We start from the raw sequence: 21,278 nt of genomic DNA, 5'->3' as shown, positions 1-21,278 counted from the left end.
TAACAATGTCAGTTAGAAAGTTAAAAGCAATAACACCAGGTCAGCGTTTTAGAGTAGTGAATGGGTTCGACACCATAACTACTGATAAGCCGGAGAAAAGTTTACTAGCTCCGAAAAAAAGATCTGGAGGTCGAAACAATCGTGGGAAAATGACAATGCGCCATTTAGGTGGTGGTCATAAACAAAAATATCGTATTATCGATTTTAAAAGAGATAAAAACGGTGTTCCTGCAACTGTAAAAACTATAGAGTATGATCCAAATCGTACTGCGTTTATCGCATTAGTTTCTTACAAAGATGGTGATAAAAGATACATCATAGCTCAAAATGGTTTACAAGTAGGGCAAACAATTATTTCTGGTGAAGGAGCTACTCCTGATGTTGGAAATACAATGTTGCTAAACGAAATTCCATTAGGAACAACAATTTCTTGTATAGAATTACATCCAGGTCAAGGAGCTGTTTTAGCTCGTAGTGCTGGTTCTTTTGCTCAGTTAATGGCAAGAGATGGTAAATATGCAACTGTGAAATTGCCTTCAGGTGAAACAAGATTAATTCTTGTTACGTGTAAAGCAACTATTGGAGTTGTATCTAACTCAGATCACCAATTATTGGTATCTGGTAAAGCGGGTAGATCTCGTTGGTTAGGTAGAAGACCAAGAGTAAGACCGGTAGTGATGAATCCTGTGGATCACCCAATGGGTGGTGGAGAAGGTAAATCTTCTGGAGGTCATCCAAGATCTAAAAATGGTATTCCTGCAAAAGGATTCAAAACTAGATCTAAGACCAAGGCGAGTAATAAGTATATTATAGAACGTAGAAAAAAATAATTGATATATGGCACGTTCATTAAAAAAAGGACCTTACGTTTTTCATAAACTTGAGAAGAAGATAGAAGCAAACCTAGAGTCTGGAAAAAAATCAGTAATCAAAACTTGGTCAAGAGCCTCGATGATTACTCCAGATAGTGTTGGACAAACTATAGCTGTTCATAACGGTCGTCAGTTTGTACCTGTATATGTTACAGAAAACATGGTAGGGCATAAATTAGGAGAATTTTCACCAACACGTTCTTATAGAGGACACGCTGGTGCAAAAAATAAAGGTAAAAAATAGTAGGTAATCATGGGAGTTCGAAAAAAATTAAGAGCACAACAGATCAAAGAAGAGAAAAAGCAAATTGCTTTCGCTAAGCTTACAGGTTGTCCTACGTCACCAAGAAAAATGCGAATAGTTGCTGATTTGGTTAGAGGAGTTGAGGTTGAAAAAGCACTTCAAATCTTAAAATTCAATGCTAAAGAAGCATCTATTAATCTAGAAAAATTATTGTTAAGTGCAATTGCAAACTGGCAAGCAAAAAACGAAGATGCAAGCATTGAAGATGCAGGTTTATTTGTAAAAGAAATTTTTGTAGATAGCGCTGGAATGTTAAAAAGATTAAGACCAGCACCACAAGGTCGTGCACACAGAATTAGAAAACGTTCTAATCATGTGACTTTAGTCTTAGGAAGTAAAAATGTTAGCAATTAATCATAAGTAGAGATGGGACAAAAAACAAATCCAATAGGAAATCGTTTAGGAATTATCAGAGGATGGGATTCTAACTGGTATGGAGGAAGAAACTACGGTGATAAATTAGCTGAAGATGATAAGATAAGAAGGTATGTTCATGCCAGATTATCAAAAGCAAGTGTTTCAACAGTAATTATTGAGCGTACGCTTAAACTTGTAACCGTTACTATCACTACTGCTAGACCTGGTATTATTATTGGGAAAGGTGGACAAGAGGTAGACAAGTTAAAAGAAGAGCTTAAAAAAATTACAGGTAAAGAAGTTCAGATTAATATTTTCGAAATTAAGCGTCCAGAATTAGATGCACGTTTAGTAGCTGCTAGTATTGCTCGTCAAATTGAGAGTAGAATCTCTTACAGAAGAGCAATTAAAATGGCAATCGCTGCTACGATGCGTATGAACGCTGAAGGTATTAAAGTACAAATTTCAGGTCGTTTAAACGGAGCTGAAATGGCACGTTCTGAGCACTATAAAGATGGTAGAATTCCTCTTTCTACTTTCAGAGCTGATATTGATTATGCACTTGTTGAGGCTCATACTACATACGGACGCTTAGGTGTTAAAGTATGGATTATGAAAGGTGAAGTTTATGGTAAAAGAGAATTATCTCCATTAGTTGGTCTTTCTAAAAAACAAGGAAAGGGCGGTAATGATAGAGGAAGAAACTCTAAAAGACCACAAACACCACGTAGAAGAAAATAAATTTTTAAAAATTTAGAAATTAAAAATGTTACAGCCAAAGAGAGTTAAATATCGTAAAGTACAGAAGGCGAAAGGTAATATGAAGGGAAATTCTCAAAGAGGACACCAACTTTCTAATGGAATGTTTGGTATCAAATCTTTGGAACAGGATTTACTAACATCTCGTCAAATTGAAGCAGCTCGTATTGCAGCAACACGTCATATGAAGAGAGAGGGGCAATTATGGATAAAAGTTTTTCCGGACAAGCCAATTACTAAAAAACCATTAGAAGTACGTATGGGTAAAGGTAAAGGTGCACCGGAATATTTTGTAGCCGTTATTAAACCTGGAAGAATTATGTTTGAAGTTGGTGGTGTGCCTGCTCACGTAGCTAAAGAAGCTTTACGTTTAGCAGCTCAAAAATTACCTGTGAAAACAAAGTTTGTTGTAGCTAGAGATTTTGATAACGCTTAATAACCGATTAAGAAAATGAAACAATCAGAAATTATAGAATTATCAACTGAAGAGTTACAAGAAAGACTTGGAAGTTCAAAGAAAAGTTATACTGATCTTAAAATGGCTCACTCAATTTCACCATTGGAAACTCCATTACAATTGAGAACGCTTAGAAGAACTGTGGCGCGTATAGCTACAGAATTAACTAAAAGAGAATTACAATAATTGTATTCAGTATTATAAAGATGGAAAAAAGAAATCTTAGAAAAGAGAGAATAGGTGTTGTTTCAAGTAATAAAATGGAGAAATCTATTGTTGTTGCTGAAGTAAAAAAAGTAAAACACCCTATGTACGGAAAATTCGTGTTAAGCACAAAGAAATATGTTGCACACGATGAGCAAAATGATTGCAATATTGGAGATACTGTTAGAATAATGGAAACACGTCCAATGAGTAAATCAAAACGTTGGAGATTAGTAGAAATCCTAGAAAGAGCTAAATAATATGTTACAGACAGAATCAAGAATTAGAGTAGCAGATAATACTGGAGCTAAAGAGGTTTTAGTAATTCGTGTTTTAGGAGGAACTAAAAAACGTTATGCGTCTATCGGTGATAAAATTGTAGTTAGTATTAAAGATGCTACTCCAAATGGATCCGTAAAAAAAGGACAAGTTGCGAAAGCAGTAGTTGTTAGAACGAAAAAAGAAATCAGAAGAAAAGATGGATCTTATATCCGTTTTGATGATAATGCTTGTGTATTGTTAGATAGTACTTCTGGAGAAATGAAAGGAACTCGTGTTTTTGGACCGGTTGCTAGAGAACTTCGTGAAAAACAATTTATGAAAATTGTATCATTAGCACCTGAAGTGCTTTAATAAATTATTTAAAAGATGAAATTAAAGATAAAATCAGGAGATACTGTTAGAGTAATGGCAGGAGACCATAAAGGAGAAGAAGGAAAAGTTGTTACAATTTTTCCAAGTAAAAACAGAGCGATTGTTGAAGGTGTTAATATGATATCTAAACATTCAAAACCTAGCGCACAGAATCCACAAGGAGGTATTGTGAAAAAGGAAGCTTCTATAAATATATCAAACTTAATGTTACTTGAAGGTAACGTTGCAACAAAAGTAGGATATAGAGTAGAAGGTGACAAAAAAGTTAGGTTCTCTAAAAAATCTGATAAAGCAATTTAATTATGGCTTATATACCAAGACTTAAAGAAGAGTATAAGAGTAGAGTTATTGATGCTCTTATGAAAGAATTTAGTTACAAAAGCATTATGCAAGTTCCTCAATTACAAAAAATTGTAATTAGTAAGGGAGTTGGTGCAGCTGTAGCAGATAAGAAATTGATTGACTATGCACTAGAAGAATTGACTACAATTTCTGGTCAAAAAGCTGTGTCAACTGTATCTAAAAAAGATGTTGCAGCCTTTAAATTACGTAAAGGTGTTGCAATTGGTGCAAAAGTAACCTTAAGAGGTGTTAAAATGTACGAATTTTTAGATAGATTAGTTACTGCATCTTTACCTCGTGTAAGAGATTTCAACGGAATCAAAGCAAATGGTTTTGATGGTAGAGGAAACTACAATTTAGGAATTACTGAACAAATCATTTTCCCGGAAATTGATATTGATAAAGTAAATAAAATTGGAGGTATGGATATTACTTTTGTAACTTCTGCACCTACAGATAAAGAAGCAAAATCATTATTAACTGAATTAGGTTTACCTTTCAAAAAAAACTAAGGAATGGCTAAGGAATCAATGAAAGCCCGTGAGGTTAAGAGAAAAAAAACAGTTGCTAAGTATGCTGAAAAACGCAAAGCTTTAAAAGAAGCTGGTGATTACGAAGCATTACAAAAGTTACCGAAAAATGCATCACCTATTCGTGTGCACAATCGTTGTAAACTAACTGGAAGACCTAAAGGGTATATGAGACAATTTGGTATATCACGTGTTACATTTCGTGAAATGGCAAATCAAGGATTAATACCAGGAGTTAAAAAAGCTAGTTGGTAAAATTTTAAATAATTGGTTTTAGGTTCATTGCACGAAGTAGTGAAAACCGATACCGCAAATTAATAAATATGATTACAGATCCAATCGCAGATTATCTAACAAGAGTTAGAAATGCAATTATGGCAAATCACAGAGTCGTTGAAATTCCGGCTTCAAAAATTACTAAAGAAATAACAAAGATTTTATTTGATCAAGGTTATATTTTAAGTTATAAGTTTGAAGTTGAAGGTTTTCAAGGAACTATTAAAATTGCCTTAAAATATGATAGAGCTACAAAAGCTTCTGTTATAAAGAAATTACAACGTATTAGTACTCCAGGATTACGTAAATATGTAGGTGCAAATGATATGCCACGTGTATTGAACGGGTTAGGAATTGCTATAGTTTCTACATCTAAGGGTGTAATGACTAATAAGCAAGCTCGTGTAGAGCATGTTGGAGGAGAAGTTTTATGTTACGTATATTAATAAAGAACTAAGCAAAGATGTCAAGAATAGGAAATAATCCGATTACGTTACCAGAAGGAATTACATTTGATATTAAAGATAATGTAGTTACTATTAAAGGTAAATTGGGAGAGTTATCTCAAGAAATTAAAGATGATATTACTGTTAAAGTTGAAGAAGGATCGATTATTGTTAGTCGCCCTTCTGATAGTAAAGACCATAAAGCAAAACATGGTTTATATAGAGCTTTATTAAATAATATGATTGAAGGTGTTTCAAAAGGATGGAGTAAACAACTAGAATTAGTAGGTGTTGGATATAGAGCTAGTAACCAAGGACAAGTGTTAGATTTGTCTTTAGGGTATTCTCACAACATTGTTTTAGATATTGCTCCTGAAGTAAAAGTTGAAACAGTATCAGAAAAGGGTAAAAACCCTATCGTAAAATTAACTTCATTTGATAAACAACTTGTAGGAGCTGTTGCCGCTAAGATTCGTTCTATGCGTAAGCCAGAACCATACAAAGGAAAAGGAGTTAAATTTGTAGGAGAAGAATTAAGAAGAAAAGCAGGTAAATCTGCATAATAATATATAGTATTATGGCATTATCAAAGCTTGAGAGAAGACAAAGAATTAAGCACAGAATTAGAAAAATTGTTTTTGGAACGGCAACTACACCAAGATTGTCAGTTTTTAGAAGTAATAAAGAGATTTATGCTCAATTAGTAGATGACAACGCGGGTACAACTTTAGTATCAGTTTCATCAAGAGATAAAGGAATTGAAGCTACAGGTTCGAAATTAGAAGTTGCTAAAGCAGTTGGAAAGAATATTGCAGAAAAAGCTACTAAAGTAGGTATTGACGCTGTTGCATTTGATAGAAATGGATTTTTGTATCACGGTAGAGTAAAGGCTCTAGCAGACGCTGCAAGAGAAGCAGGTTTAAAATTTTAGGAAATTATGTATCATAAATACAATAACGTAGAAAGAGTAAAACCTAGCGGGTTAGAACTTCAAGATCATTTAGTTGGTGTACAAAGAGTTACTAAAGTAACAAAGGGTGGTAGAGCATTTGGATTTTCAGCTATAGTTGTAGTTGGAGATGGAAGTGGAGTAGTAGGACACGGATTAGGTAAATCTAAAGATGTTGCATCTGCAATTGCAAAAGCAATTGAAGATGCAAAGAAAAATTTAGTAAGAATTCCAATTATTAATCAAACATTACCTCACGAACAAAAAGGTAAATTTGGAGGAGCAAGAGTGTTTTTGAAACCAGCTTCACATGGTACAGGAGTTATAGCAGGTGGTGCAGTACGTGCGGTACTTGATTCTGTAGGTGTGCATGATGTACTTTCAAAATCACAAGGATCTTCAAATCCTCATAACGTAGTTAAAGCAACTTTTGATGCTTTATTACAATTACGTAGTGCTGGTATGATTGCTAAAGAAAGAGGAATTTCTTTGGAAAAAGTATTTAAAGGATAAAACAAGGACGATGGCAAAAATAAGAGTAACACAAGTAAAAAGTAAAATTAGACGTCCTCAGAACCAAAAAAGAACTTTGGAAGCTCTAGGTTTACGTAAGATTGATCAAGTTGTTGAGCATGAAGCTACACCAACTATCCTTGGAATGGTAAATACAGTTAAACACTTAATTTCTGTTGAAGAAGTTAAATAACATTTTATAAAGAGATGACATTAAATAACTTAAAACCTGCTAAAGGATCAGTTAAAACGCAAGGTAAGCGTATAGGTCGAGGACAAGGATCAGGAAAAGGTGGTACAGCTACTAGAGGTCACAAAGGAGCTAAGTCTCGTTCTGGATATTCAAGAAAAGTTGGATTTGAAGGAGGGCAAATGCCTTTGCAAAGACGTGTACCTAAATTTGGTTTTACTAATATGAACCGTAAAGAATATGTAGGTATTAACTTACATAAACTTCAAGAATTGGTTGATAATGGAAGAATTAAAGATACAGTAACTTTAGATCTTTTAATTGAGAATAGATTGGCGGGTAAGAATGACTTAGTTAAAATACTAGGTAATGGTGAATTAAAAGCAAAATTAAATATAACTGTTCATAAATTTACAGCAACAGCGAAAGCAGCGATTGAAGCTACTGGTGGTACTGCTGAAACGATATAAATTGATATATAGATGAAAAAATTTATTCAAACCATTAAAGACATTTGGACAATAGAAGAACTTAGAAATAAAATTCTTTTGACTCTTGGATTTATGGCTATTTATCGATTTGCAGCTCAAGTTCCACTTCCAGGAATTGATATTACTGCTGCTCAAGCAGCTCTTAAAAGTCAAACAAGTGGTGGTGGAATATTAGGATTACTTGACATGTTTACAGGAGGTGCTTTTGCAAGAGCGTCAGTTGTAGCGTTGGGTATTATGCCTTATATATCAGCTTCTATTGTTGTTCAATTAATGGGTATTGCAGTTCCATATTTACAAAAATTACAAAAAGATGGTGAAAGTGGTAGAAAAAAGATCAATCAAATTACGCGTTGGTTAACTATTGCTATTACTATGGTTCAAGGACCAGCTTATATTACTAATATTTATCAATTAATTCCTTCTTCTGCTTTTTATATAAGTGGTAGTATGTTTTGGATAAGTTCAATGGTTATTTTAACTGCTGGAACTGTTTTTGCAATGTGGCTTGGAGAAAAAATAACTGATAAAGGAATAGGTAATGGTATATCATTATTAATAATGATTGGTATTATTGCTAGATTTCCTGGAGCATTTATTCAAGAAGCTGTTTCAAAAATTACGGCATCAAATGGTGGTTTGATTATGATTTTGATTGAACTAATAATATGGTTTTTAGTAATTTTAGTTTGTGTTTATTTAGTTACGGCGGTTAGAAAAATAGCTGTTCAATATGCTAGAAAAACTGTTGCTGGTAATATTAAAAATGTTGCTGGAGCAAGAGATTACTTACCATTAAAATTGAATTCTTCTGGGGTTATGCCAATTATATTTGCTCAAGCAATTATGTTTGCACCAGGTTTATTAGCAAGGTCTAATAATGATACGATTAAATCAATAGGAATTGAATTTGGAAATATGTTTGGTTTTTGGTATAATTTATTGTTTGCTGTTTTAATAATTATTTTTAGTTACTTTTACACGGCGATAACTATACCTACAAATAAAATGGCTGATGATTTAAAAAGAAGTGGTGGATTTATTCCTGGAATTAGACCAGGAAAAGATACGGGAGATATGTTAGATAGAGTTTTATCTTTAATAACTTTTCCAGGTTCATTATTTTTAGCATTAGTGGCTATTTTACCTGCATTTGTTGTTAAATTAGGATTAACTCAATCTTGGGCATTATTTTATGGAGGTACATCTTTGCTAATTATGGTTGGTGTTGCAATCGACACTATTCAGCAGATTAACTCTCATTTATTAAATCGTCATTATGATGGTTTAATGAAAAAAGGAACTAAAAGAAAATCAGTAGCATAATGGCAAAACAACCAGCAATACAACAAGACGGAACAATTACGGAAGCATTGTCTAATGCAATGTTTCGTGTAGAGTTGGAAAACGGACATATTGTAACAGCTCATATTTCAGGAAAAATGCGAATGCATTATATTAAATTATTACCTGGAGATAAAGTAAAGTTAGAAATGAGTCCGTATGATTTAACAAAAGCAAGAATTACTTACAGATATTAAAGGATCATACGATGAAAGTTAGAACATCAGTAAAAAAGAGAAGTGCCGAGTGCAAGATTGTGCGTAGAAAAGGCAGATTATATGTAATCAATAAAAAGAATCCTAGATTTAAACAAAGACAAGGATAGTTATGGCAAGAATAGCAGGTATTGATATTCCAAAAAATAAAAGAGGTGTTATTGCCTTAACGTATATTTTTGGGATCGGTAGAAGCAGAGCAAAAGAAATTTTAGCTACTGCAAAAGTTGACGAAAGTACAAAAGTTCAAGATTGGACGGATGAGGAGATTCACGAGATTCGTGAGGCTGTTGGTTCTCTAACGATTGAAGGAGAGTTGCGTTCAGAAATTCAGATAAACATTAAACGTTTAATGGATATTGGATGTTATCGTGGAATTCGTCACAGAAGTGGATTACCTTTAAGAGGTCAAAGAACTAAGAATAATTCTAGGACTAGAAAAGGTAAACGTAAAACTGTAGCTAACAAGAAAAAAGCAACTAAATAATAACTAAGAATATGGCGAAAGTAAGTTCAAAAAAACGTAAAGTTATTGTTGAGGCAGTTGGTGAAGCACACATCACGGCTTCATTTAACAATATTATTATATCACTTACCAATAAGAGAGGTGATGTAATTTCTTGGTCTTCAGCTGGGAAAATGGGATTTAGAGGTTCTAAAAAGAATACTCCTTATGCTGCTCAATTAGCTGCAGAAGATTGTGGAAAAGTTGCACATGAAGCTGGGATGAGAAAAGTGAAGGTTTATGTAAAAGGACCAGGTAATGGTAGAGAATCTGCAATTAGATCAATTCACAATTTAGGAATTGAAGTTACAGAAATAATCGACGTTACTCCAGCTCCACATAATGGATGTAGACCTCCAAAAAGAAGAAGAGTATAATTAATAATTTTTAACCGATGGGAATTAGATTATCGAAGGATAAGCCTTAATTCATAATCCCTATCATAAATAAAAAAAGATGGCAAGATATACAGGACCAAAAACTAAAATTGCTCGTAAATTTGGTGAAGCAATTTTTGGAGAAGATAAATCTTTCGAAAAAAGAAATTATCCTCCAGGGCAACATGGAAACAATAGACGTAGAGGGAAAAAATCTGAATACGCAATCCAGTTAGCTGAAAAACAAAAAGCTAAATATACTTATGGTATTTTAGAAAAACAATTTTCTAACTTATTTAAGAAAGCGTCTGCTTCTACTGGAGTAACTGGTGAAATTTTACTACAATTATGTGAATCTCGTTTAGATAACGTTGTTTATAGATTAGGTATTGCACCTAGCCGTAGTGGAGCACGTCAATTAGTTTCTCACCGTCACATAACTGTGAATGGAGAATTAGTTAACGTACCATCATATTCTCTTAAAGCTGGTGATGTTGTTGCTGTGAGAGAAAAATCAAAATCTTTAGTAACTATAGATGATGCTTTAGCTAATAGAAATGATGTTTATGAATGGCTTACTTGGAATTCTGATACAAAACAAGGGAATTTTGTAAGTGTTCCAGAAAGAATTCAAATTCCAGAAAACATTAAGGAACAATTAATAGTAGAGTTATACTCTAAATAATTTTAAAGATACCAATTCAATTATGGCAATTTTAAATTTTCAAAAGCCCGATAAAGTAATAATGATCAATTCTACAGATTTTGAAGGTAGATTTGAATTCAGACCTTTAGAACCAGGATTTGGTTTAACTGTAGGTAATGCTTTAAGAAGAGTGCTTTTATCTTCTTTGGAAGGTTTTGCAATAACTTCACTTCGTATTGAAGGTATTGAACATGAATTTTCAACAATTAAAGGTGTTGTAGAGGATGTTACTGAAATTATTTTAAACTTAAAACAAGTTCGTTTTAAAAAGCAGATTGAAGATACTGATAGAGAAACTGTAAATGTTTCTATAACAAATCAAGAGCAATTAACTGCTGGTGATTTACAGAAATATATTTCAGGTTTTCAAGTATTAAATCACGATTTAGTAATTTGTAATATGGAAAAATCTGTTTCATTAGATTTTGAAATTTCAATAGAAAAAGGTCGTGGGTTTGTACCTGCTGATGAGAATAAAAAATCGGGTGTTGCTCTTGGAACAATATTTACAGATTCTATTTTTACTCCTATTAAAAATGTAAAATATGGAATAGAGAATTTTCGTGTAGAACAAAAAACAGATTATGAAAAATTAGTATTTGACATAACAACTGATGGTTCTATAAATCCAAAAGATGCATTAACAGAAGCAGCTAAGATATTAATACACCACTTTATGTTGTTCTCTGATGAGCGCATTACGTTAGAAGCTGATGAAATAGCTCAAACGGAAACATATGATGAGGAATCATTACATATGCGTCAGTTATTGAAGACTAAATTAGTGGATATGGATTTATCTGTAAGAGCACTAAACTGTTTAAAAGCAGCTGAAGTTGATACATTAGGAGATTTAGTATCTTTTAATAAAAATGATTTAATGAAATTCCGTAATTTCGGTAAAAAATCTTTAACTGAATTAGATGAACTGGTTCATAATAAAGGTTTAAGCTTTGGAATGGACTTAAGTAAATATAAATTAGACAAAGATTAGTTTAAAACTTAGGTTTTAATTAAGATAAGATATAAGAGAGATGAGACACGGAAAGAAATTTAATCACTTAGGAAGACAAACAGCGCATAGAAAAGCAATGTTTGCTAATATGGCTTGTTCTTTAATTGAGCACAAACGTATTAATACTACAGTTGCTAAAGCGAAAGCTATTAGACAATTTGTAGAACCTTTAATTACAAAATCAAAAGACGATACTACTCATAACCGTAGAGTTGTATTTAGTTATTTAAGAAATAAATTTGCGGTAACTGAATTGTTTAAAGAAGTTTCTGTTAAAGTTGCTGATAGACCAGGAGGTTATGTACGTATTATTAAATTAGGTAACCGTCAAGGTGATAATGCACCAATGGCAATGGTTGAATTAGTTGATTATAATACAACTTACAACCCTAATAGCAAAAAGAAAAAGAAATCTACTCGTAGAGGAAAGTCTAAAGCTGTTGAAGCACAATCTGTTGATTCTGTTGAAGAAACAAAGGAAGATAATTAAATGATAATAAATCATTAATAATATTAAAAGGATAAGCTATTTATAGTTTATCCTTTTTTTTATATTTGAACCGAAAATAAAATTAATATTGGAATCTACAACTAATGAAGTACACACAACGTAAAAAGGCTATTTTATTATTAGCTGATGGAACAGTTTTCGAAGGGAAATCTATAGGAAGAGACGGAACAGCATACGGAGAGATCTGTTATAATACTGGAATGACAGGATATCAAGAAGTTTTTACTGATCCTTCATATTTCGGACAAATTATGCTAACAACCAATGCTCATATTGGTAATTATGGTGTTAATGAAAATGAGGTAGAGTCAGACTCAGTTAAAATAGCTGGTTTGGTTTGTAAAAATTTTAGCTTTAATTATTCTAGAGATGATGCTCAAGGTTCACTTGAAGATTATTTTGAAAAGGAAAATGTTATGGCTATTTCTGATATTGATACTAGAGCAGTAGTAAGTTATATTAGAGATAAAGGAGCCATGAATGCTATTATTTCTACAAATACAAATATAGAAGAATTAAAAGACCAGTTAAAAGCTGTACCAGCAATGGATGGTTTAGAATTGGCATCAAAAGTTTCAACAAAGGAGCCTTACTTCTTTGGAGAAGAAACTGCTCCTTATAAAATTTCAGCATTAGATATAGGAATTAAAAGAAACATATTAAGAAATTTAGCTAAAAGGGGATGCTATATTAAAGTATTTCCATACAATTCTTCTTATGAAGAGTTAAATTCATTTAATCCAGATGGATTCTTTTTATCTAATGGACCAGGAGATCCAAATCCATTAAAAGAAGCACAAGAACTTGCAAAAGAAATTATAAAAAGAGATCATCCATTATTTGGAATTTGTTTAGGGCATCAAATTATTGCAATAGCAAATGGAATTTCTACATATAAAATGCATAATGGGCATAGAGGAATTAATCACCCTGTTAAAAATTTAATTTCAGGAAAGGGTGAAGTTACATCTCAAAACCATGGATTTGTTGTAAAACGTGATGAAGTTGAAAATCATAGTGATCTTGAAGTAACGCATATTCATCTAAATGATGATACATTAGCAGGAATGAGAATGAAAGATAAGAATTGTTTTTCGGTACAATATCATCCAGAAGCTAGCCCAGGACCACACGATTCTGCTTATTTATTTGATCAATTTATTGAAAATATTAAGCTGTCAAAAAAATAAATTATAAAAGCCACTAAATAAACAAGTTAGTGGCTTTTTTTTTAACCAAAAACGAAAACGTTATCGTATAAAAGGAGTGAAATAAAATAGCTTTTTGTCTTATATTTCGTAACTTTGGAATAGAAAAATTAGAAGAATAATAACTTAATAAAATAATAGAAAGATGAGTATGATTTTAGGTGTTCACGCACGTCAAATATTCGATTCAAGAGGAAATCCAACTGTAGAAGTTGATGTAATTACTGAAAATGGTGTTTTAGGTAGAGCTGCAGTTCCATCTGGAGCTTCAACTGGAGAACACGAAGCTGTAGAGTTACGTGATGGTGGTAAAGATTACATGGGAAGAGGTGTATTAACAGCTGTAAAAAATGTTAATGACATAATTGCTGAGGAATTAATTGGTATGTCTGTTTTTGAACAAAATTTAATTGATCAAACAATGATTGAATTAGATGGTACTAAAAACAAATCTAAATTAGGTGCTAATGCTATTCTAGGAGTTTCTTTAGCTGCTGCAAAAGCTGCTGCTAATGAATTAGAAATGCCATTATACCGTTACGTTGGTGGAGTAAGTGGAAACACTTTACCAGTACCAATGATGAATATCATTAATGGTGGATCTCACTCTGATGCTCCTATCGCATTCCAAGAGTTTATGATAATGCCTATTAAAGCTAAAAACTTTACTGAAGCTATTAAAATGGGAACTGAGATTTTCCATAACTTAAAAAAAGTATTACACGATAAAGGTTTAAGTACTGCTGTAGGTGATGAAGGAGGATTTGCTCCTAATTTGGCTGGTGGAACTGAAGAAGCTTTAGATTCAATAAAAGTTGCAGTTGAGAATGCAGGTTATGGTTTTGGTACTGATGTGAAAATTGCTTTAGATTGTGCTTCTGCTGAATTCTTTGAAGATGGTAAGTATGACTATACTAAATTTGAAGGAGACAAAGGAACAATTCGTAATTCAAAAGAACAAGCAGAATATTTAGCTGATTTATCTAGTAAATATCCAATTATCTCAATTGAAGATGGAATGGATGAAAATGACTGGGAAGGAACTAAATATCTTACTGAGTTAATTGGTGATAGAGTACAATTAGTTGGTGATGATTTATTTGTTACTAACGTTGAACGTTTAGAAAGAGGAATTAAAGAAGGAATTGCAAATTCAATTTTAATTAAAGTTAACCAAATTGGTTCTTTAACTGAAACTATTGCAGCTGTAAATATGGCACACAATGCTGGTTATACTTCTATAATGTCTCACCGTTCTGGTGAAACAGAAGATAATACAATTGCTGATTTAGCTGTTGCATTAAATTGTGGTCAAATTAAAACTGGTTCTGCTTCTCGTTCTGATAGAATGGCGAAATATAACCAATTATTAAGAATTGAAGAGGAATTAGGAAGCGTTGCTTACTATCCACAAGAAAAAGCTTTTAAAGTTTTATAAAAAAAAGTATATTTTTTTCGAAAAAGCCGAGTTTTAACTCGGCTTTTTTGCATTTATAATAATATATTTAAAATTAGCAAATGAAAGGCGCTTTTTTTTTTATGATATGTTAAAATTCATTAAATTCGCTTAAGCTAAAAAAGTAAACAATTAACCTAAAAATTTTCAGAATTAACTATGTCGAAAACAGCAATATTAGAAATAGATGGGAAAAAGTATGAATTTCCTGTATTATTAGGGACCGAAAATGAAGTAGCCATTGATATTAGCACACTAAGAAGTGTAACAGGTGGTGTTACTACAATTGATCCAGGTTTTAAAAATACAAGTTCTTGTAAAAGTGCTGTAACCTTTTTAGATGGTGAAAAAGGAATTTTACGTTATAGAGGTTATGCTATTGAAGAATTAGCTGAAAAATCTGACTTCTTAGAAGTGGCATATTTACTAATTTTTGGTGAATTACCAACTAAGGAACAAAATGATAAATTTCATAGAGATATTCAAAAAAAATCATTAGTAGACACTGATGTTCAAAAGATTTTAGATGGATTTCCTAAGACTGCTCATCCAATGGGAGTAGTTTCTGCTTTAACTAGTGCATTAACTGCTTTTAATCCAAAAAGTGTAAATGTAGATTCTGAAGAGGAAATGTATAATGCTATTGTGAAAATTTTAGCAAAATTACCTGTTTTGGCTGCTTGGGCTTATAGAAAAGAAGAAGGTTTACCTTTAGAATATGGGGATAATTCATTAGGATATGTTGAGAATTTATTAAAAATGATGTTCGACTTACCAAATGAAAAATACGTATCACATCCTGTAGTTGTTAAAGCTTTAGATAAATTATTAATCTTACATGCAGATCACGAACAAAACTGTTCTACTTCTACAGTAAGAATTGCAGGTTCATCTCAGGCTGGTTTATTTGCATCTATTTCTGCAGGAATTTCTGCATTATGGGGACCATTGCATGGTGGAGCAAATCAAGCAGTTATTGAAATGCTTGAAGAAATTAAAGCAGATGGTGGTGGTTATCAAAAATATATTGAAAAAGCAAAAGATAAAAATGATCCATTCCGTTTAATGGGATTTGGTCATAGAGTTTATAAAAATTTCGATCCAAGAGCTAAAATAATAAAAAGTGCTGCGGATGAAGTACTTGCAGATTTAGGAATTGAAGATCCAGTTTTGGATATTGCAAGAGGATTGGCTGAAGTTGCTTTAAATGATGAATACTTTAAATCTAGAAATTTATATCCAAATGTAGATTTTTATTCAGGAATTATTTATAGAGCACTTGGAATTCCGGTACCTATGTTTACTGTAATGTTTGCATTAGGTAGATTACCAGGTTGGATTGCACAATGGAGAGAAATGAGATTGAATAAAGAACCTATTGGTAGACCAAGACAATTATATGTTGGTGCAACAGAACGTAAATTTATTGAAGAAAACAAAAGGTAGATAAAATAGTATACAAGTTGATTATTAAAACCTCATATTAATTTATGAGGTTTTTCTATTTTTACGCAAAAAAATAAGAGGATGATAAAATTAAATGTTCAAAATGAAACTTCTAGACTAAGAGCTGTTGTTCTGGGTATTGCTAATAGTATTGGCCCAATTCCAAAAATAGAAGAAGCATATGACCCAAAGTCTATTGAACATATAAAAGCAGGAACATATCCTAAAGAAATTGATATGATTGCTGAAATGGAATCTTTAAATAAGATATTTAAAAAATATGATGTAAAGGTTTATAGGCCAAAAGTAATTGCAGATTATAATCAAATATTTGCTAGAGATATTGCTTTTGTGTTAGATGACATTTTAATTAAATCTAACATCTTACCAAATAGAGAAAAAGAAATTGAAGCAATACAATACGTTTTAGATCAGATTGACCCTGAAAAAATAATTTCGACATCAGATGATGTACATTTTGAAGGAGGAGATATTATGCCTTGGGGAAATTATATTTTTATAGGGACATATAAGGGTGATGATTATAAGAATATGATAACAGCAAGAACAAATATGAAAGGAGTAAATTTTATTAAAAATTTATTTCCTAATAGAATAGTTAAGGAATTTGATTTAAATAAATCAAACACAATTGCACGAGATAATTCACTTCATTTGGATTGTTGTTTTCAACCCGTGGGTAAAAACATGGCAATTATTCATAAAGATGGATTTAAAAATATTGAAGATTATCAGTATTTAGTTAATCTATTTGGAGAGGAAAACCTTTTTCATATTTCAAAAGATGAAATGTATCAAATGTTTTCAAATGTTTTTTCAATTTCTGAAAAGGTAGTGGTCTCAGAAAAGAATTTTACAAGATTAAATAATTGGTTAGCAGCAAAAGGATTTGTTGTTGAAAAAGTTCCATATGCTGAAATTGGAAAACAAGAAGGCTTATTAAGATGTTCAACAATGCCATTAATTAGAGATTAAAGATGAAGCAAATTACAAATACCATTTTAATGGTTCGCCCTGTTTCTTTCAGAATGAATGAACAAACTGCGGTAAATAACTATTATCAAAAAAACTTAGATGTAACCCCTGAAACAGTTCAATTTAGGGCATTGCAGGAGTTTGATACTTTTGTAGAAAAACTAAGAGAAGTAGGAGTGAATGTTGTTGTTGTAAGTGATAACAAAGATAAAGACACGCCAGATTCAATTTTTCCTAATAATTGGATGAGTTTTCATGAAGATGGTACAATTGGAATATATCCTATGTTTGCTGAGAATAGAAGGTTAGAGAGAAGAGATGATATTTTTAATATTCTAGAAGAAAAAGGATATGAAATTAAAAATTTTATTGATTATACTTCAGCAGAAGAGGAAGAATTGTTTTTAGAAGGAACGGGTAGTTTAATTTTAGATAGAATAAATGGAAAGGCTTACTGTTCTTTATCTCCTAGAGCAGATGAAGATTTATTAATTGAGTTTTGTGAAGATTTTGAATATACGCCAGTGCCATTTATTTCATATCAAACTGTAAATGATGAGCGTTTACCTATTTATCATACAAACGTAATGATGGCTATTGCAGAAACTTTTGCAGTAATTTGTTTGGACAGTATTGATGATAAGAAAGAAAGAAAAAATGTATTAAAGCATTTAAAGGAAGATAGGAAAGAGGTAATAGCAATTACAGAAAAACAAGTAAATTGTTTTGCCGGTAATATGATACAGGTAGCAGGAAAAGATGGAGAAGCTTTTTTAGTTATGTCAAAATCTGCCTATGAAAGTTTAAGAAAAGATCAAATTTCAAAGTTAGAAAAACATTGTAAAATAGTATATAGCTCTTTAGATACTATAGAAGCCTGTGGCGGGGGAAGTGCACGTTGCATGATGGCAGAAGTTTTTCTTCCAAAGAAGTAATAATTGTTAAAGAATTAGTATTTTTATATATGCTATCAATGAAAACAAAATATGGTCTTAAAGCCTTAAGTTACTTGGCTAAACAAGAACATAATAAACCTGTTTTAATATCAGATATTTCGGAATCTGAGAATATTTCAAAAAAATTTTTAGAAAGTATTTTATTAATTCTTAAAAAGAATGGATTTTTAGCTTCAAAGAAAGGTAAAGGAGGTGGGTATTATTTATTAAAATCTCCACATGAAATTAAAATTTCATCTGTTATTAGGGTACTAGAAGGTCCTATTGCAATGTTGCCTTGTGTTAGCTTAAATTACTATGAAAGGTGTGATGACTGCTCAAGTGAAGAAGCCTGTAGTTTAAATAGATTAATGGCTGAAGTTAGAGATAGTACCTTGAAAATTTTAGAAAACAAGACTTTAGAAAATTTTCACTGCGGTGATGTTTAACGTAAAGTAATGATATAAAAAAAACACTGCCAATTGGCAGTGTTTTTTTATTTAAGCTTTTTCAAATATAGGTATTTGAATATTTAGCAAATCGTTCTTTAGTTTTTCTAATTCTGTATTTAAAGTAGAATTTGTAACTTCAAAATAATTTTTTGTGCTTGAAAACATTTCTTCGTAATAAGCAATTCCATCATTTAAATTACTTTTAAATGTCTTTAAGTATTTTTCATTTTTAAAAGTAAGTGTATCTTTAAATTCATCTACTTTATTTGAAAAATAATCTATATACATAGAAAGCTCTTTAATAAACATATGAGGTCTGTTGTCTACCTCAATAACATTGTTTTTACCATAAATATGCCCAACCATTTCTTTTAAAGATACTTCTTTGGTATAATAAGCCATATTTGGTCCGGGACAAATTGCAACTCCTTGATCTTCACCTTTTCTTTCAATACCATAAGCAATTAAGGAAGAGTTTGATAATCCTTCACATAAACAAGTTTTATCTGTAATTAGTTTATATTTTTTATTAAAGCTTTCCTCGTCTAGGTTTTCTTCTTTTAACTCTTCAATTCTTTGAGTTTGCATTTTTTTAGAAGCAGTACAAATTGGCATTCCTTTTTCATCAAGACTTAATGCTAAGAATTTTTTAGGACAAGGACTTCCTGGTTTACCTGCTTTAATTTTTGCATTTCTAATATTGTCATTAGAACTACCTTTTAAGCTATTAAAAGGAACCCCTAATGGAGAAACATTACTTAAAAATAAATCTTTTTCTTTAGCTTTAATTAATGTTTGAAGTGTATCAGGTTCAACTGTAGTAGCTTCGGGAACTAATAAAAATGGGGTTCCCCAGCCTATAGAATCTACCTTGTAATTATCCATTAAAAAAGAATGCTCTTTCCAATTACCTACTCCACCTTGAACGGTAATATTTAAATCTAAATCCTTAGGAATTGATTTTTCTGATTTTTCTAATGCATTTTTAAGAATATCGAAAACATCTTTTTTTAATGTTTCTTTATTGTTTTTAAATTCTTCTAGAATAGGACCTATTAAATATCCATCAGAAGCAAAAGCATGGCCTCCACAATTTAACCCAGATTCAATTCTGTATTCAGAAACCCATAAACCTTTTTTTGCTAAAAATTTACCCTGAATTATTGCAGATCTATAATCACTAACTTTTAGAATTATTTTCTTTCTTAAGTAGCCATCTTCATTTGGAAAAAAATCTTCAAATTTTTCAAAATAGCTATATAATCTAGGGTTCATTCCTGCAGATAGTATAATAGAGGATTCTAAATTACTATTAGCAAAACCTCTTAATGCAGCATGTGCATCATTATATTCTGAAGAAAGTTTTTCTTTTCCTTTAAAATTAGCTTTATCAAGCTTGGTCATGATGTTAACATCAATACTACCAGGTTTTAGGTTGCTCTCAATCCATTGATGAACTTCTTCCTTAATTTTATTGTTCTGAAAAGTATGAGTAAAATTTTGTTTAAGTTCAGAAAAATCAGGAAGCATTTCCATGTATTTTTCAAACTCACTACTTTTATCTTCAAAACTTTTTTTAAGGTTTTCAAATTTTTGTTTTACAATAGTATCTACCGTGTTTAAATAAGATGTTATTCTTTTTGCTCTGTAATCATCAGCTTTGTTTGAAATAGCTTTAAATGGCAGCTCAAATTTAGATGAGTAATACTCATTCATTTTTTCAATAATAACATCATCAACAATTGAAACAACAGAAGAAATACCATACTTAGCAACCTTAATTGGACTATCTAATGTAAAAGACAATCCCATAACTGGTATGTGAAAAGTATGAGAATTATTTTTGTTGGACATAATTTATATATTTTTAATTTATATTTATTAGTGATTGCAAAAATAGGTAACTAATTGCTAATAATACTGATAGTTGTCAACATTTAATGAAAAATTTGAACCTAATATAAAAAAAAGCCAGCTCTAAAAAAAGAACTGACTTTAACAATTTAATATATAAATTGGAATTAGCTTCTTGATACACTACCTCCTGAAGAGGTATCTTTATTAACATTTTTAGGGTTTCCTTTATAATCAATATCCCCGCCACTACTGGCTCTAGCGGTTAATTTTTTTGTTACGTAAACCTTTATGTTTGCTCCACTACTTGCTTTAGCTGTAGCGTCTGTTGTTTTTAATTTATTAGCATTTATAGAACTTCCACTACTTGCAGTGCAATAAAGAGATTTTGATTTTCCTAAAACATTTATGTGAGCGCCGCTTGATGATTCTGAAGAAATTTTGTTTGCATTTGTTTGTATTTTTATTGAACTGCCGCTGCTTGCATCTAATTCTAAAGAATTTACTTGAATAGTATTTTCTGATTTTACTGAAGAACCACTAGAAGCTCTAATTTTTGAAATATCTTTAGTACTTAAATATACATTTCTTGATTTAGCTCTATATATATTCTTTTCAAAATATATTTTTAGTTCATTACCCTCAACTTCAGTTTTTAATAAATCAATAATATTTTCATCAGCTTCAACTTTTAATTCGGTTAAATTGTCTTGCGTAATAAATAACTGAATTCCTTGTTCTACTTTTATTTGATCAAAATTTGAACTGATTGATCTGTCTTCAGATACAACATTTCTATTTCCTTTAATACCATCAATAAAACAAGATGTAGTTGTTATTAATAAAATAGCGATTGCCGTTAATTTAGTTAATGCTTTCATAGTTAGATGATTTTGTTTATTCAAATTTAAATT

The 21,278-nt window shown here is 31.3% G+C and carries 33 protein-coding genes; 31 read left to right on the top strand and 2 right to left on the bottom strand.

Annotated features, from left to right (window positions below; all coding sequences use genetic code 11):
* Positions 1-5 precede the first annotated feature (5 nt).
* The 31 genes from rplB to DAD81_RS09965 all read left to right on the top strand — a co-directional run bounded on the left by rplB (position 6) and on the right by DAD81_RS09965 (position 18,507).
* Positions 6-830 carry a 50S ribosomal protein L2 gene (gene rplB, locus DAD81_RS10115; RefSeq protein WP_111708145.1) on the top strand — a complete coding sequence of 275 codons (825 nt, stop codon included), beginning with the start codon at positions 6-8 and terminating at the stop codon, positions 828-830.
* 7 nt (positions 831-837) lie between these two features.
* Positions 838-1,116, top strand: coding sequence for a 30S ribosomal protein S19 (gene rpsS / locus DAD81_RS10110; RefSeq protein ID WP_111708144.1), 279 nt, complete (start codon positions 838-840; stop codon positions 1,114-1,116).
* A 9-nt stretch (positions 1,117-1,125) separates the two neighbouring features.
* Positions 1,126-1,530 (top strand): 50S ribosomal protein L22, encoded by a 405-nt coding sequence (gene rplV, locus DAD81_RS10105; RefSeq protein WP_111708143.1) that lies wholly within the window; start codon positions 1,126-1,128, stop codon positions 1,528-1,530.
* Between the two features lie 12 nt (positions 1,531-1,542).
* Complete coding sequence (gene rpsC, locus DAD81_RS10100) at positions 1,543-2,274, top strand: 30S ribosomal protein S3 (RefSeq protein WP_111708142.1); 732 nt, start codon at positions 1,543-1,545, stop codon at positions 2,272-2,274.
* 25 nt (positions 2,275-2,299) lie between these two features.
* Complete coding sequence (rplP, locus tag DAD81_RS10095) at positions 2,300-2,728, top strand: 50S ribosomal protein L16 (protein WP_111708141.1); 429 nt, start codon at positions 2,300-2,302, stop codon at positions 2,726-2,728.
* Between the two features lie 15 nt (positions 2,729-2,743).
* Positions 2,744-2,935 carry a 50S ribosomal protein L29 gene (gene rpmC, locus DAD81_RS10090; RefSeq protein WP_111708140.1) on the top strand — a complete coding sequence of 64 codons (192 nt, stop codon included), beginning with the start codon at positions 2,744-2,746 and terminating at the stop codon, positions 2,933-2,935.
* A 20-nt stretch (positions 2,936-2,955) separates the two neighbouring features.
* The gene (gene rpsQ, locus DAD81_RS10085; protein WP_111708139.1) at positions 2,956-3,213 is read left to right on the top strand and encodes a 30S ribosomal protein S17; all 258 of its coding nucleotides are present in this window, start codon (positions 2,956-2,958) and stop codon (positions 3,211-3,213) included.
* A gap of 1 nt (position 3,214) precedes the next feature.
* Positions 3,215-3,586, top strand: a complete 372-nt coding sequence (rplN, locus tag DAD81_RS10080; RefSeq protein ID WP_111708138.1) for a 50S ribosomal protein L14 — start codon at positions 3,215-3,217, stop codon at positions 3,584-3,586.
* Positions 3,587-3,601: 15 nt separating this feature from the next.
* Positions 3,602-3,907, top strand: a complete 306-nt coding sequence (gene rplX, locus DAD81_RS10075) for a 50S ribosomal protein L24 (RefSeq protein WP_111708137.1) — start codon at positions 3,602-3,604, stop codon at positions 3,905-3,907.
* Between the two features lie 2 nt (positions 3,908-3,909).
* The gene (gene rplE, locus DAD81_RS10070) at positions 3,910-4,461 is read left to right on the top strand and encodes a 50S ribosomal protein L5 (protein WP_111708136.1); all 552 of its coding nucleotides are present in this window, start codon (positions 3,910-3,912) and stop codon (positions 4,459-4,461) included.
* A gap of 3 nt (positions 4,462-4,464) precedes the next feature.
* Complete coding sequence (gene rpsN, locus DAD81_RS10065; protein WP_111708135.1) at positions 4,465-4,734, top strand: 30S ribosomal protein S14; 270 nt, start codon at positions 4,465-4,467, stop codon at positions 4,732-4,734.
* Between the two features lie 68 nt (positions 4,735-4,802).
* Positions 4,803-5,201: a 30S ribosomal protein S8 gene (gene rpsH, locus DAD81_RS10060; RefSeq protein ID WP_111708134.1), complete on the top strand. Its 399-nt coding sequence runs from the start codon at positions 4,803-4,805 to the stop codon at positions 5,199-5,201.
* 17 nt (positions 5,202-5,218) lie between these two features.
* Positions 5,219-5,764 carry a 50S ribosomal protein L6 gene (rplF, locus tag DAD81_RS10055; RefSeq protein WP_111708133.1) on the top strand — a complete coding sequence of 182 codons (546 nt, stop codon included), beginning with the start codon at positions 5,219-5,221 and terminating at the stop codon, positions 5,762-5,764.
* A 14-nt stretch (positions 5,765-5,778) separates the two neighbouring features.
* Positions 5,779-6,132 carry a 50S ribosomal protein L18 gene (gene rplR / locus DAD81_RS10050; protein WP_111708132.1) on the top strand — a complete coding sequence of 118 codons (354 nt, stop codon included), beginning with the start codon at positions 5,779-5,781 and terminating at the stop codon, positions 6,130-6,132.
* 6 nt (positions 6,133-6,138) lie between these two features.
* Positions 6,139-6,663 carry a 30S ribosomal protein S5 gene (gene rpsE, locus DAD81_RS10045; protein ID WP_111708131.1) on the top strand — a complete coding sequence of 175 codons (525 nt, stop codon included), beginning with the start codon at positions 6,139-6,141 and terminating at the stop codon, positions 6,661-6,663.
* Positions 6,664-6,673: 10 nt separating this feature from the next.
* Entirely contained in the window at positions 6,674-6,856 is a 183-nt protein-coding gene (gene rpmD / locus DAD81_RS10040; RefSeq protein WP_111708130.1) for a 50S ribosomal protein L30, read from the top strand.
* 14 nt (positions 6,857-6,870) lie between these two features.
* On the top strand, positions 6,871-7,323 hold the full coding sequence (gene rplO / locus DAD81_RS10035) for a 50S ribosomal protein L15 (RefSeq protein ID WP_111708129.1): 453 nt from the start codon (positions 6,871-6,873) through the stop codon (positions 7,321-7,323).
* 12 nt (positions 7,324-7,335) lie between these two features.
* Complete coding sequence (secY, locus tag DAD81_RS10030) at positions 7,336-8,670, top strand: preprotein translocase subunit SecY (protein WP_111708128.1); 1,335 nt, start codon at positions 7,336-7,338, stop codon at positions 8,668-8,670.
* Complete coding sequence (infA, locus tag DAD81_RS10025) at positions 8,670-8,885, top strand: translation initiation factor IF-1 (protein WP_068206835.1); 216 nt, start codon at positions 8,670-8,672, stop codon at positions 8,883-8,885. Before secY ends, infA begins: the two co-directional genes overlap by 1 nt.
* Positions 8,886-8,896: 11 nt before the next feature.
* Positions 8,897-9,013 carry a type B 50S ribosomal protein L36 gene (gene ykgO, locus DAD81_RS10020; protein WP_081932050.1) on the top strand — a complete coding sequence of 39 codons (117 nt, stop codon included), beginning with the start codon at positions 8,897-8,899 and terminating at the stop codon, positions 9,011-9,013.
* A 2-nt stretch (positions 9,014-9,015) separates the two neighbouring features.
* On the top strand, positions 9,016-9,390 hold the full coding sequence (rpsM, locus tag DAD81_RS10015) for a 30S ribosomal protein S13 (protein ID WP_111708127.1): 375 nt from the start codon (positions 9,016-9,018) through the stop codon (positions 9,388-9,390).
* Positions 9,391-9,401: 11 nt separating this feature from the next.
* Positions 9,402-9,785, top strand: coding sequence for a 30S ribosomal protein S11 (gene rpsK / locus DAD81_RS10010; RefSeq protein WP_111708126.1), 384 nt, complete (start codon positions 9,402-9,404; stop codon positions 9,783-9,785).
* Between the two features lie 79 nt (positions 9,786-9,864).
* Positions 9,865-10,470, top strand: a complete 606-nt coding sequence (gene rpsD, locus DAD81_RS10005; RefSeq protein ID WP_111708125.1) for a 30S ribosomal protein S4 — start codon at positions 9,865-9,867, stop codon at positions 10,468-10,470.
* 22 nt (positions 10,471-10,492) lie between these two features.
* On the top strand, positions 10,493-11,485 hold the full coding sequence (locus tag DAD81_RS10000; RefSeq protein WP_111708124.1) for a DNA-directed RNA polymerase subunit alpha: 993 nt from the start codon (positions 10,493-10,495) through the stop codon (positions 11,483-11,485).
* Between the two features lie 40 nt (positions 11,486-11,525).
* Complete coding sequence (gene rplQ / locus DAD81_RS09995) at positions 11,526-11,996, top strand: 50S ribosomal protein L17 (protein ID WP_111708123.1); 471 nt, start codon at positions 11,526-11,528, stop codon at positions 11,994-11,996.
* A 104-nt stretch (positions 11,997-12,100) separates the two neighbouring features.
* Positions 12,101-13,207 carry a glutamine-hydrolyzing carbamoyl-phosphate synthase small subunit gene (carA, locus tag DAD81_RS09990; protein ID WP_111708122.1) on the top strand — a complete coding sequence of 369 codons (1,107 nt, stop codon included), beginning with the start codon at positions 12,101-12,103 and terminating at the stop codon, positions 13,205-13,207.
* Between the two features lie 163 nt (positions 13,208-13,370).
* Positions 13,371-14,663 (top strand): phosphopyruvate hydratase, encoded by a 1,293-nt coding sequence (gene eno, locus DAD81_RS09985; protein WP_111708121.1) that lies wholly within the window; start codon positions 13,371-13,373, stop codon positions 14,661-14,663.
* A 177-nt stretch (positions 14,664-14,840) separates the two neighbouring features.
* The gene (locus tag DAD81_RS09980; protein ID WP_111708120.1) at positions 14,841-16,127 is read left to right on the top strand and encodes a citrate synthase; all 1,287 of its coding nucleotides are present in this window, start codon (positions 14,841-14,843) and stop codon (positions 16,125-16,127) included.
* An 81-nt stretch (positions 16,128-16,208) separates the two neighbouring features.
* The gene (locus tag DAD81_RS09975; protein ID WP_111708119.1) at positions 16,209-17,123 is read left to right on the top strand and encodes a dimethylarginine dimethylaminohydrolase family protein; all 915 of its coding nucleotides are present in this window, start codon (positions 16,209-16,211) and stop codon (positions 17,121-17,123) included.
* A 2-nt stretch (positions 17,124-17,125) separates the two neighbouring features.
* A complete protein-coding gene (gene ctlX / locus DAD81_RS09970; protein ID WP_111708118.1) occupies positions 17,126-18,058 on the top strand; it encodes a citrulline utilization hydrolase CtlX in 933 nt (310 codons plus the stop codon).
* A gap of 29 nt (positions 18,059-18,087) precedes the next feature.
* Positions 18,088-18,507 (top strand): RrF2 family transcriptional regulator, encoded by a 420-nt coding sequence (locus DAD81_RS09965; RefSeq protein WP_111708322.1) that lies wholly within the window; start codon positions 18,088-18,090, stop codon positions 18,505-18,507.
* A 51-nt stretch (positions 18,508-18,558) separates the two neighbouring features.
* Here the strand turns inward: DAD81_RS09965 and DAD81_RS09960 are convergent, their stop codons facing one another.
* Together DAD81_RS09960 and DAD81_RS09955 are read right to left on the bottom strand one after the other, a co-directional pair.
* On the bottom strand, positions 18,559-20,364 hold the full coding sequence (locus DAD81_RS09960) for a hypothetical protein (protein WP_111708117.1): 1,806 nt from the start codon (positions 20,362-20,364) through the stop codon (positions 18,559-18,561).
* 167 nt (positions 20,365-20,531) lie between these two features.
* Entirely contained in the window at positions 20,532-21,245 is a 714-nt protein-coding gene (locus DAD81_RS09955) for a head GIN domain-containing protein (RefSeq protein ID WP_111708116.1), read from the bottom strand.
* Between the last annotated feature and the right edge of the window lie 33 nt (positions 21,246-21,278).

The organism is Lutibacter citreus, from assembly GCF_003260195.1.
GTDB lineage: Bacteria > Bacteroidota > Bacteroidia > Flavobacteriales > Flavobacteriaceae > Lutibacter > Lutibacter citreus.
This window is presented reverse-complemented; position numbering and strand designations above follow the sequence as displayed.

Bases quoted from the DNA above. Each gene is read 5' to 3' on its own strand.
- rplB (WP_111708145.1), top strand. From the start codon at position 6: ATGTCAGTTAGAAAGTTAAAAGCAATAACACCAGGTCAGCGTTTTAGA.
- rpsS (WP_111708144.1), top strand. From the start codon at position 838: ATGGCACGTTCATTAAAAAAAGGACCTTACGTTTTTCATAAACTTGAG.
- rplV (WP_111708143.1), top strand. From the start codon at position 1,126: ATGGGAGTTCGAAAAAAATTAAGAGCACAACAGATCAAAGAAGAGAAA.
- rpsC (WP_111708142.1), top strand. From the start codon at position 1,543: ATGGGACAAAAAACAAATCCAATAGGAAATCGTTTAGGAATTATCAGA.
- rplP (WP_111708141.1), top strand. From the start codon at position 2,300: ATGTTACAGCCAAAGAGAGTTAAATATCGTAAAGTACAGAAGGCGAAA.
- rpmC (WP_111708140.1), top strand. From the start codon at position 2,744: ATGAAACAATCAGAAATTATAGAATTATCAACTGAAGAGTTACAAGAA.
- rpsQ (WP_111708139.1), top strand. From the start codon at position 2,956: ATGGAAAAAAGAAATCTTAGAAAAGAGAGAATAGGTGTTGTTTCAAGT.
- rplN (WP_111708138.1), top strand. From the start codon at position 3,215: ATGTTACAGACAGAATCAAGAATTAGAGTAGCAGATAATACTGGAGCT.
- rplX (WP_111708137.1), top strand. From the start codon at position 3,602: ATGAAATTAAAGATAAAATCAGGAGATACTGTTAGAGTAATGGCAGGA.
- rplE (WP_111708136.1), top strand. From the start codon at position 3,910: ATGGCTTATATACCAAGACTTAAAGAAGAGTATAAGAGTAGAGTTATT.
- rpsN (WP_111708135.1), top strand. From the start codon at position 4,465: ATGGCTAAGGAATCAATGAAAGCCCGTGAGGTTAAGAGAAAAAAAACA.
- rpsH (WP_111708134.1), top strand. From the start codon at position 4,803: ATGATTACAGATCCAATCGCAGATTATCTAACAAGAGTTAGAAATGCA.
- rplF (WP_111708133.1), top strand. From the start codon at position 5,219: ATGTCAAGAATAGGAAATAATCCGATTACGTTACCAGAAGGAATTACA.
- rplR (WP_111708132.1), top strand. From the start codon at position 5,779: ATGGCATTATCAAAGCTTGAGAGAAGACAAAGAATTAAGCACAGAATT.
- rpsE (WP_111708131.1), top strand. From the start codon at position 6,139: ATGTATCATAAATACAATAACGTAGAAAGAGTAAAACCTAGCGGGTTA.
- rpmD (WP_111708130.1), top strand. From the start codon at position 6,674: ATGGCAAAAATAAGAGTAACACAAGTAAAAAGTAAAATTAGACGTCCT.
- rplO (WP_111708129.1), top strand. From the start codon at position 6,871: ATGACATTAAATAACTTAAAACCTGCTAAAGGATCAGTTAAAACGCAA.
- secY (WP_111708128.1), top strand. From the start codon at position 7,336: ATGAAAAAATTTATTCAAACCATTAAAGACATTTGGACAATAGAAGAA.
- infA (WP_068206835.1), top strand. From the start codon at position 8,670: ATGGCAAAACAACCAGCAATACAACAAGACGGAACAATTACGGAAGCA.
- ykgO (WP_081932050.1), top strand. From the start codon at position 8,897: ATGAAAGTTAGAACATCAGTAAAAAAGAGAAGTGCCGAGTGCAAGATT.
- rpsM (WP_111708127.1), top strand. From the start codon at position 9,016: ATGGCAAGAATAGCAGGTATTGATATTCCAAAAAATAAAAGAGGTGTT.
- rpsK (WP_111708126.1), top strand. From the start codon at position 9,402: ATGGCGAAAGTAAGTTCAAAAAAACGTAAAGTTATTGTTGAGGCAGTT.
- rpsD (WP_111708125.1), top strand. From the start codon at position 9,865: ATGGCAAGATATACAGGACCAAAAACTAAAATTGCTCGTAAATTTGGT.
- DAD81_RS10000 (WP_111708124.1), top strand. From the start codon at position 10,493: ATGGCAATTTTAAATTTTCAAAAGCCCGATAAAGTAATAATGATCAAT.
- rplQ (WP_111708123.1), top strand. From the start codon at position 11,526: ATGAGACACGGAAAGAAATTTAATCACTTAGGAAGACAAACAGCGCAT.
- carA (WP_111708122.1), top strand. From the start codon at position 12,101: ATGAAGTACACACAACGTAAAAAGGCTATTTTATTATTAGCTGATGGA.
- eno (WP_111708121.1), top strand. From the start codon at position 13,371: ATGAGTATGATTTTAGGTGTTCACGCACGTCAAATATTCGATTCAAGA.
- DAD81_RS09980 (WP_111708120.1), top strand. From the start codon at position 14,841: ATGTCGAAAACAGCAATATTAGAAATAGATGGGAAAAAGTATGAATTT.
- DAD81_RS09975 (WP_111708119.1), top strand. From the start codon at position 16,209: ATGATAAAATTAAATGTTCAAAATGAAACTTCTAGACTAAGAGCTGTT.
- ctlX (WP_111708118.1), top strand. From the start codon at position 17,126: ATGAAGCAAATTACAAATACCATTTTAATGGTTCGCCCTGTTTCTTTC.
- DAD81_RS09965 (WP_111708322.1), top strand. From the start codon at position 18,088: ATGCTATCAATGAAAACAAAATATGGTCTTAAAGCCTTAAGTTACTTG.
- DAD81_RS09960 (WP_111708117.1), bottom strand. From the start codon at position 20,364: ATGTCCAACAAAAATAATTCTCATACTTTTCACATACCAGTTATGGGA.
- DAD81_RS09955 (WP_111708116.1), bottom strand. From the start codon at position 21,245: ATGAAAGCATTAACTAAATTAACGGCAATCGCTATTTTATTAATAACA.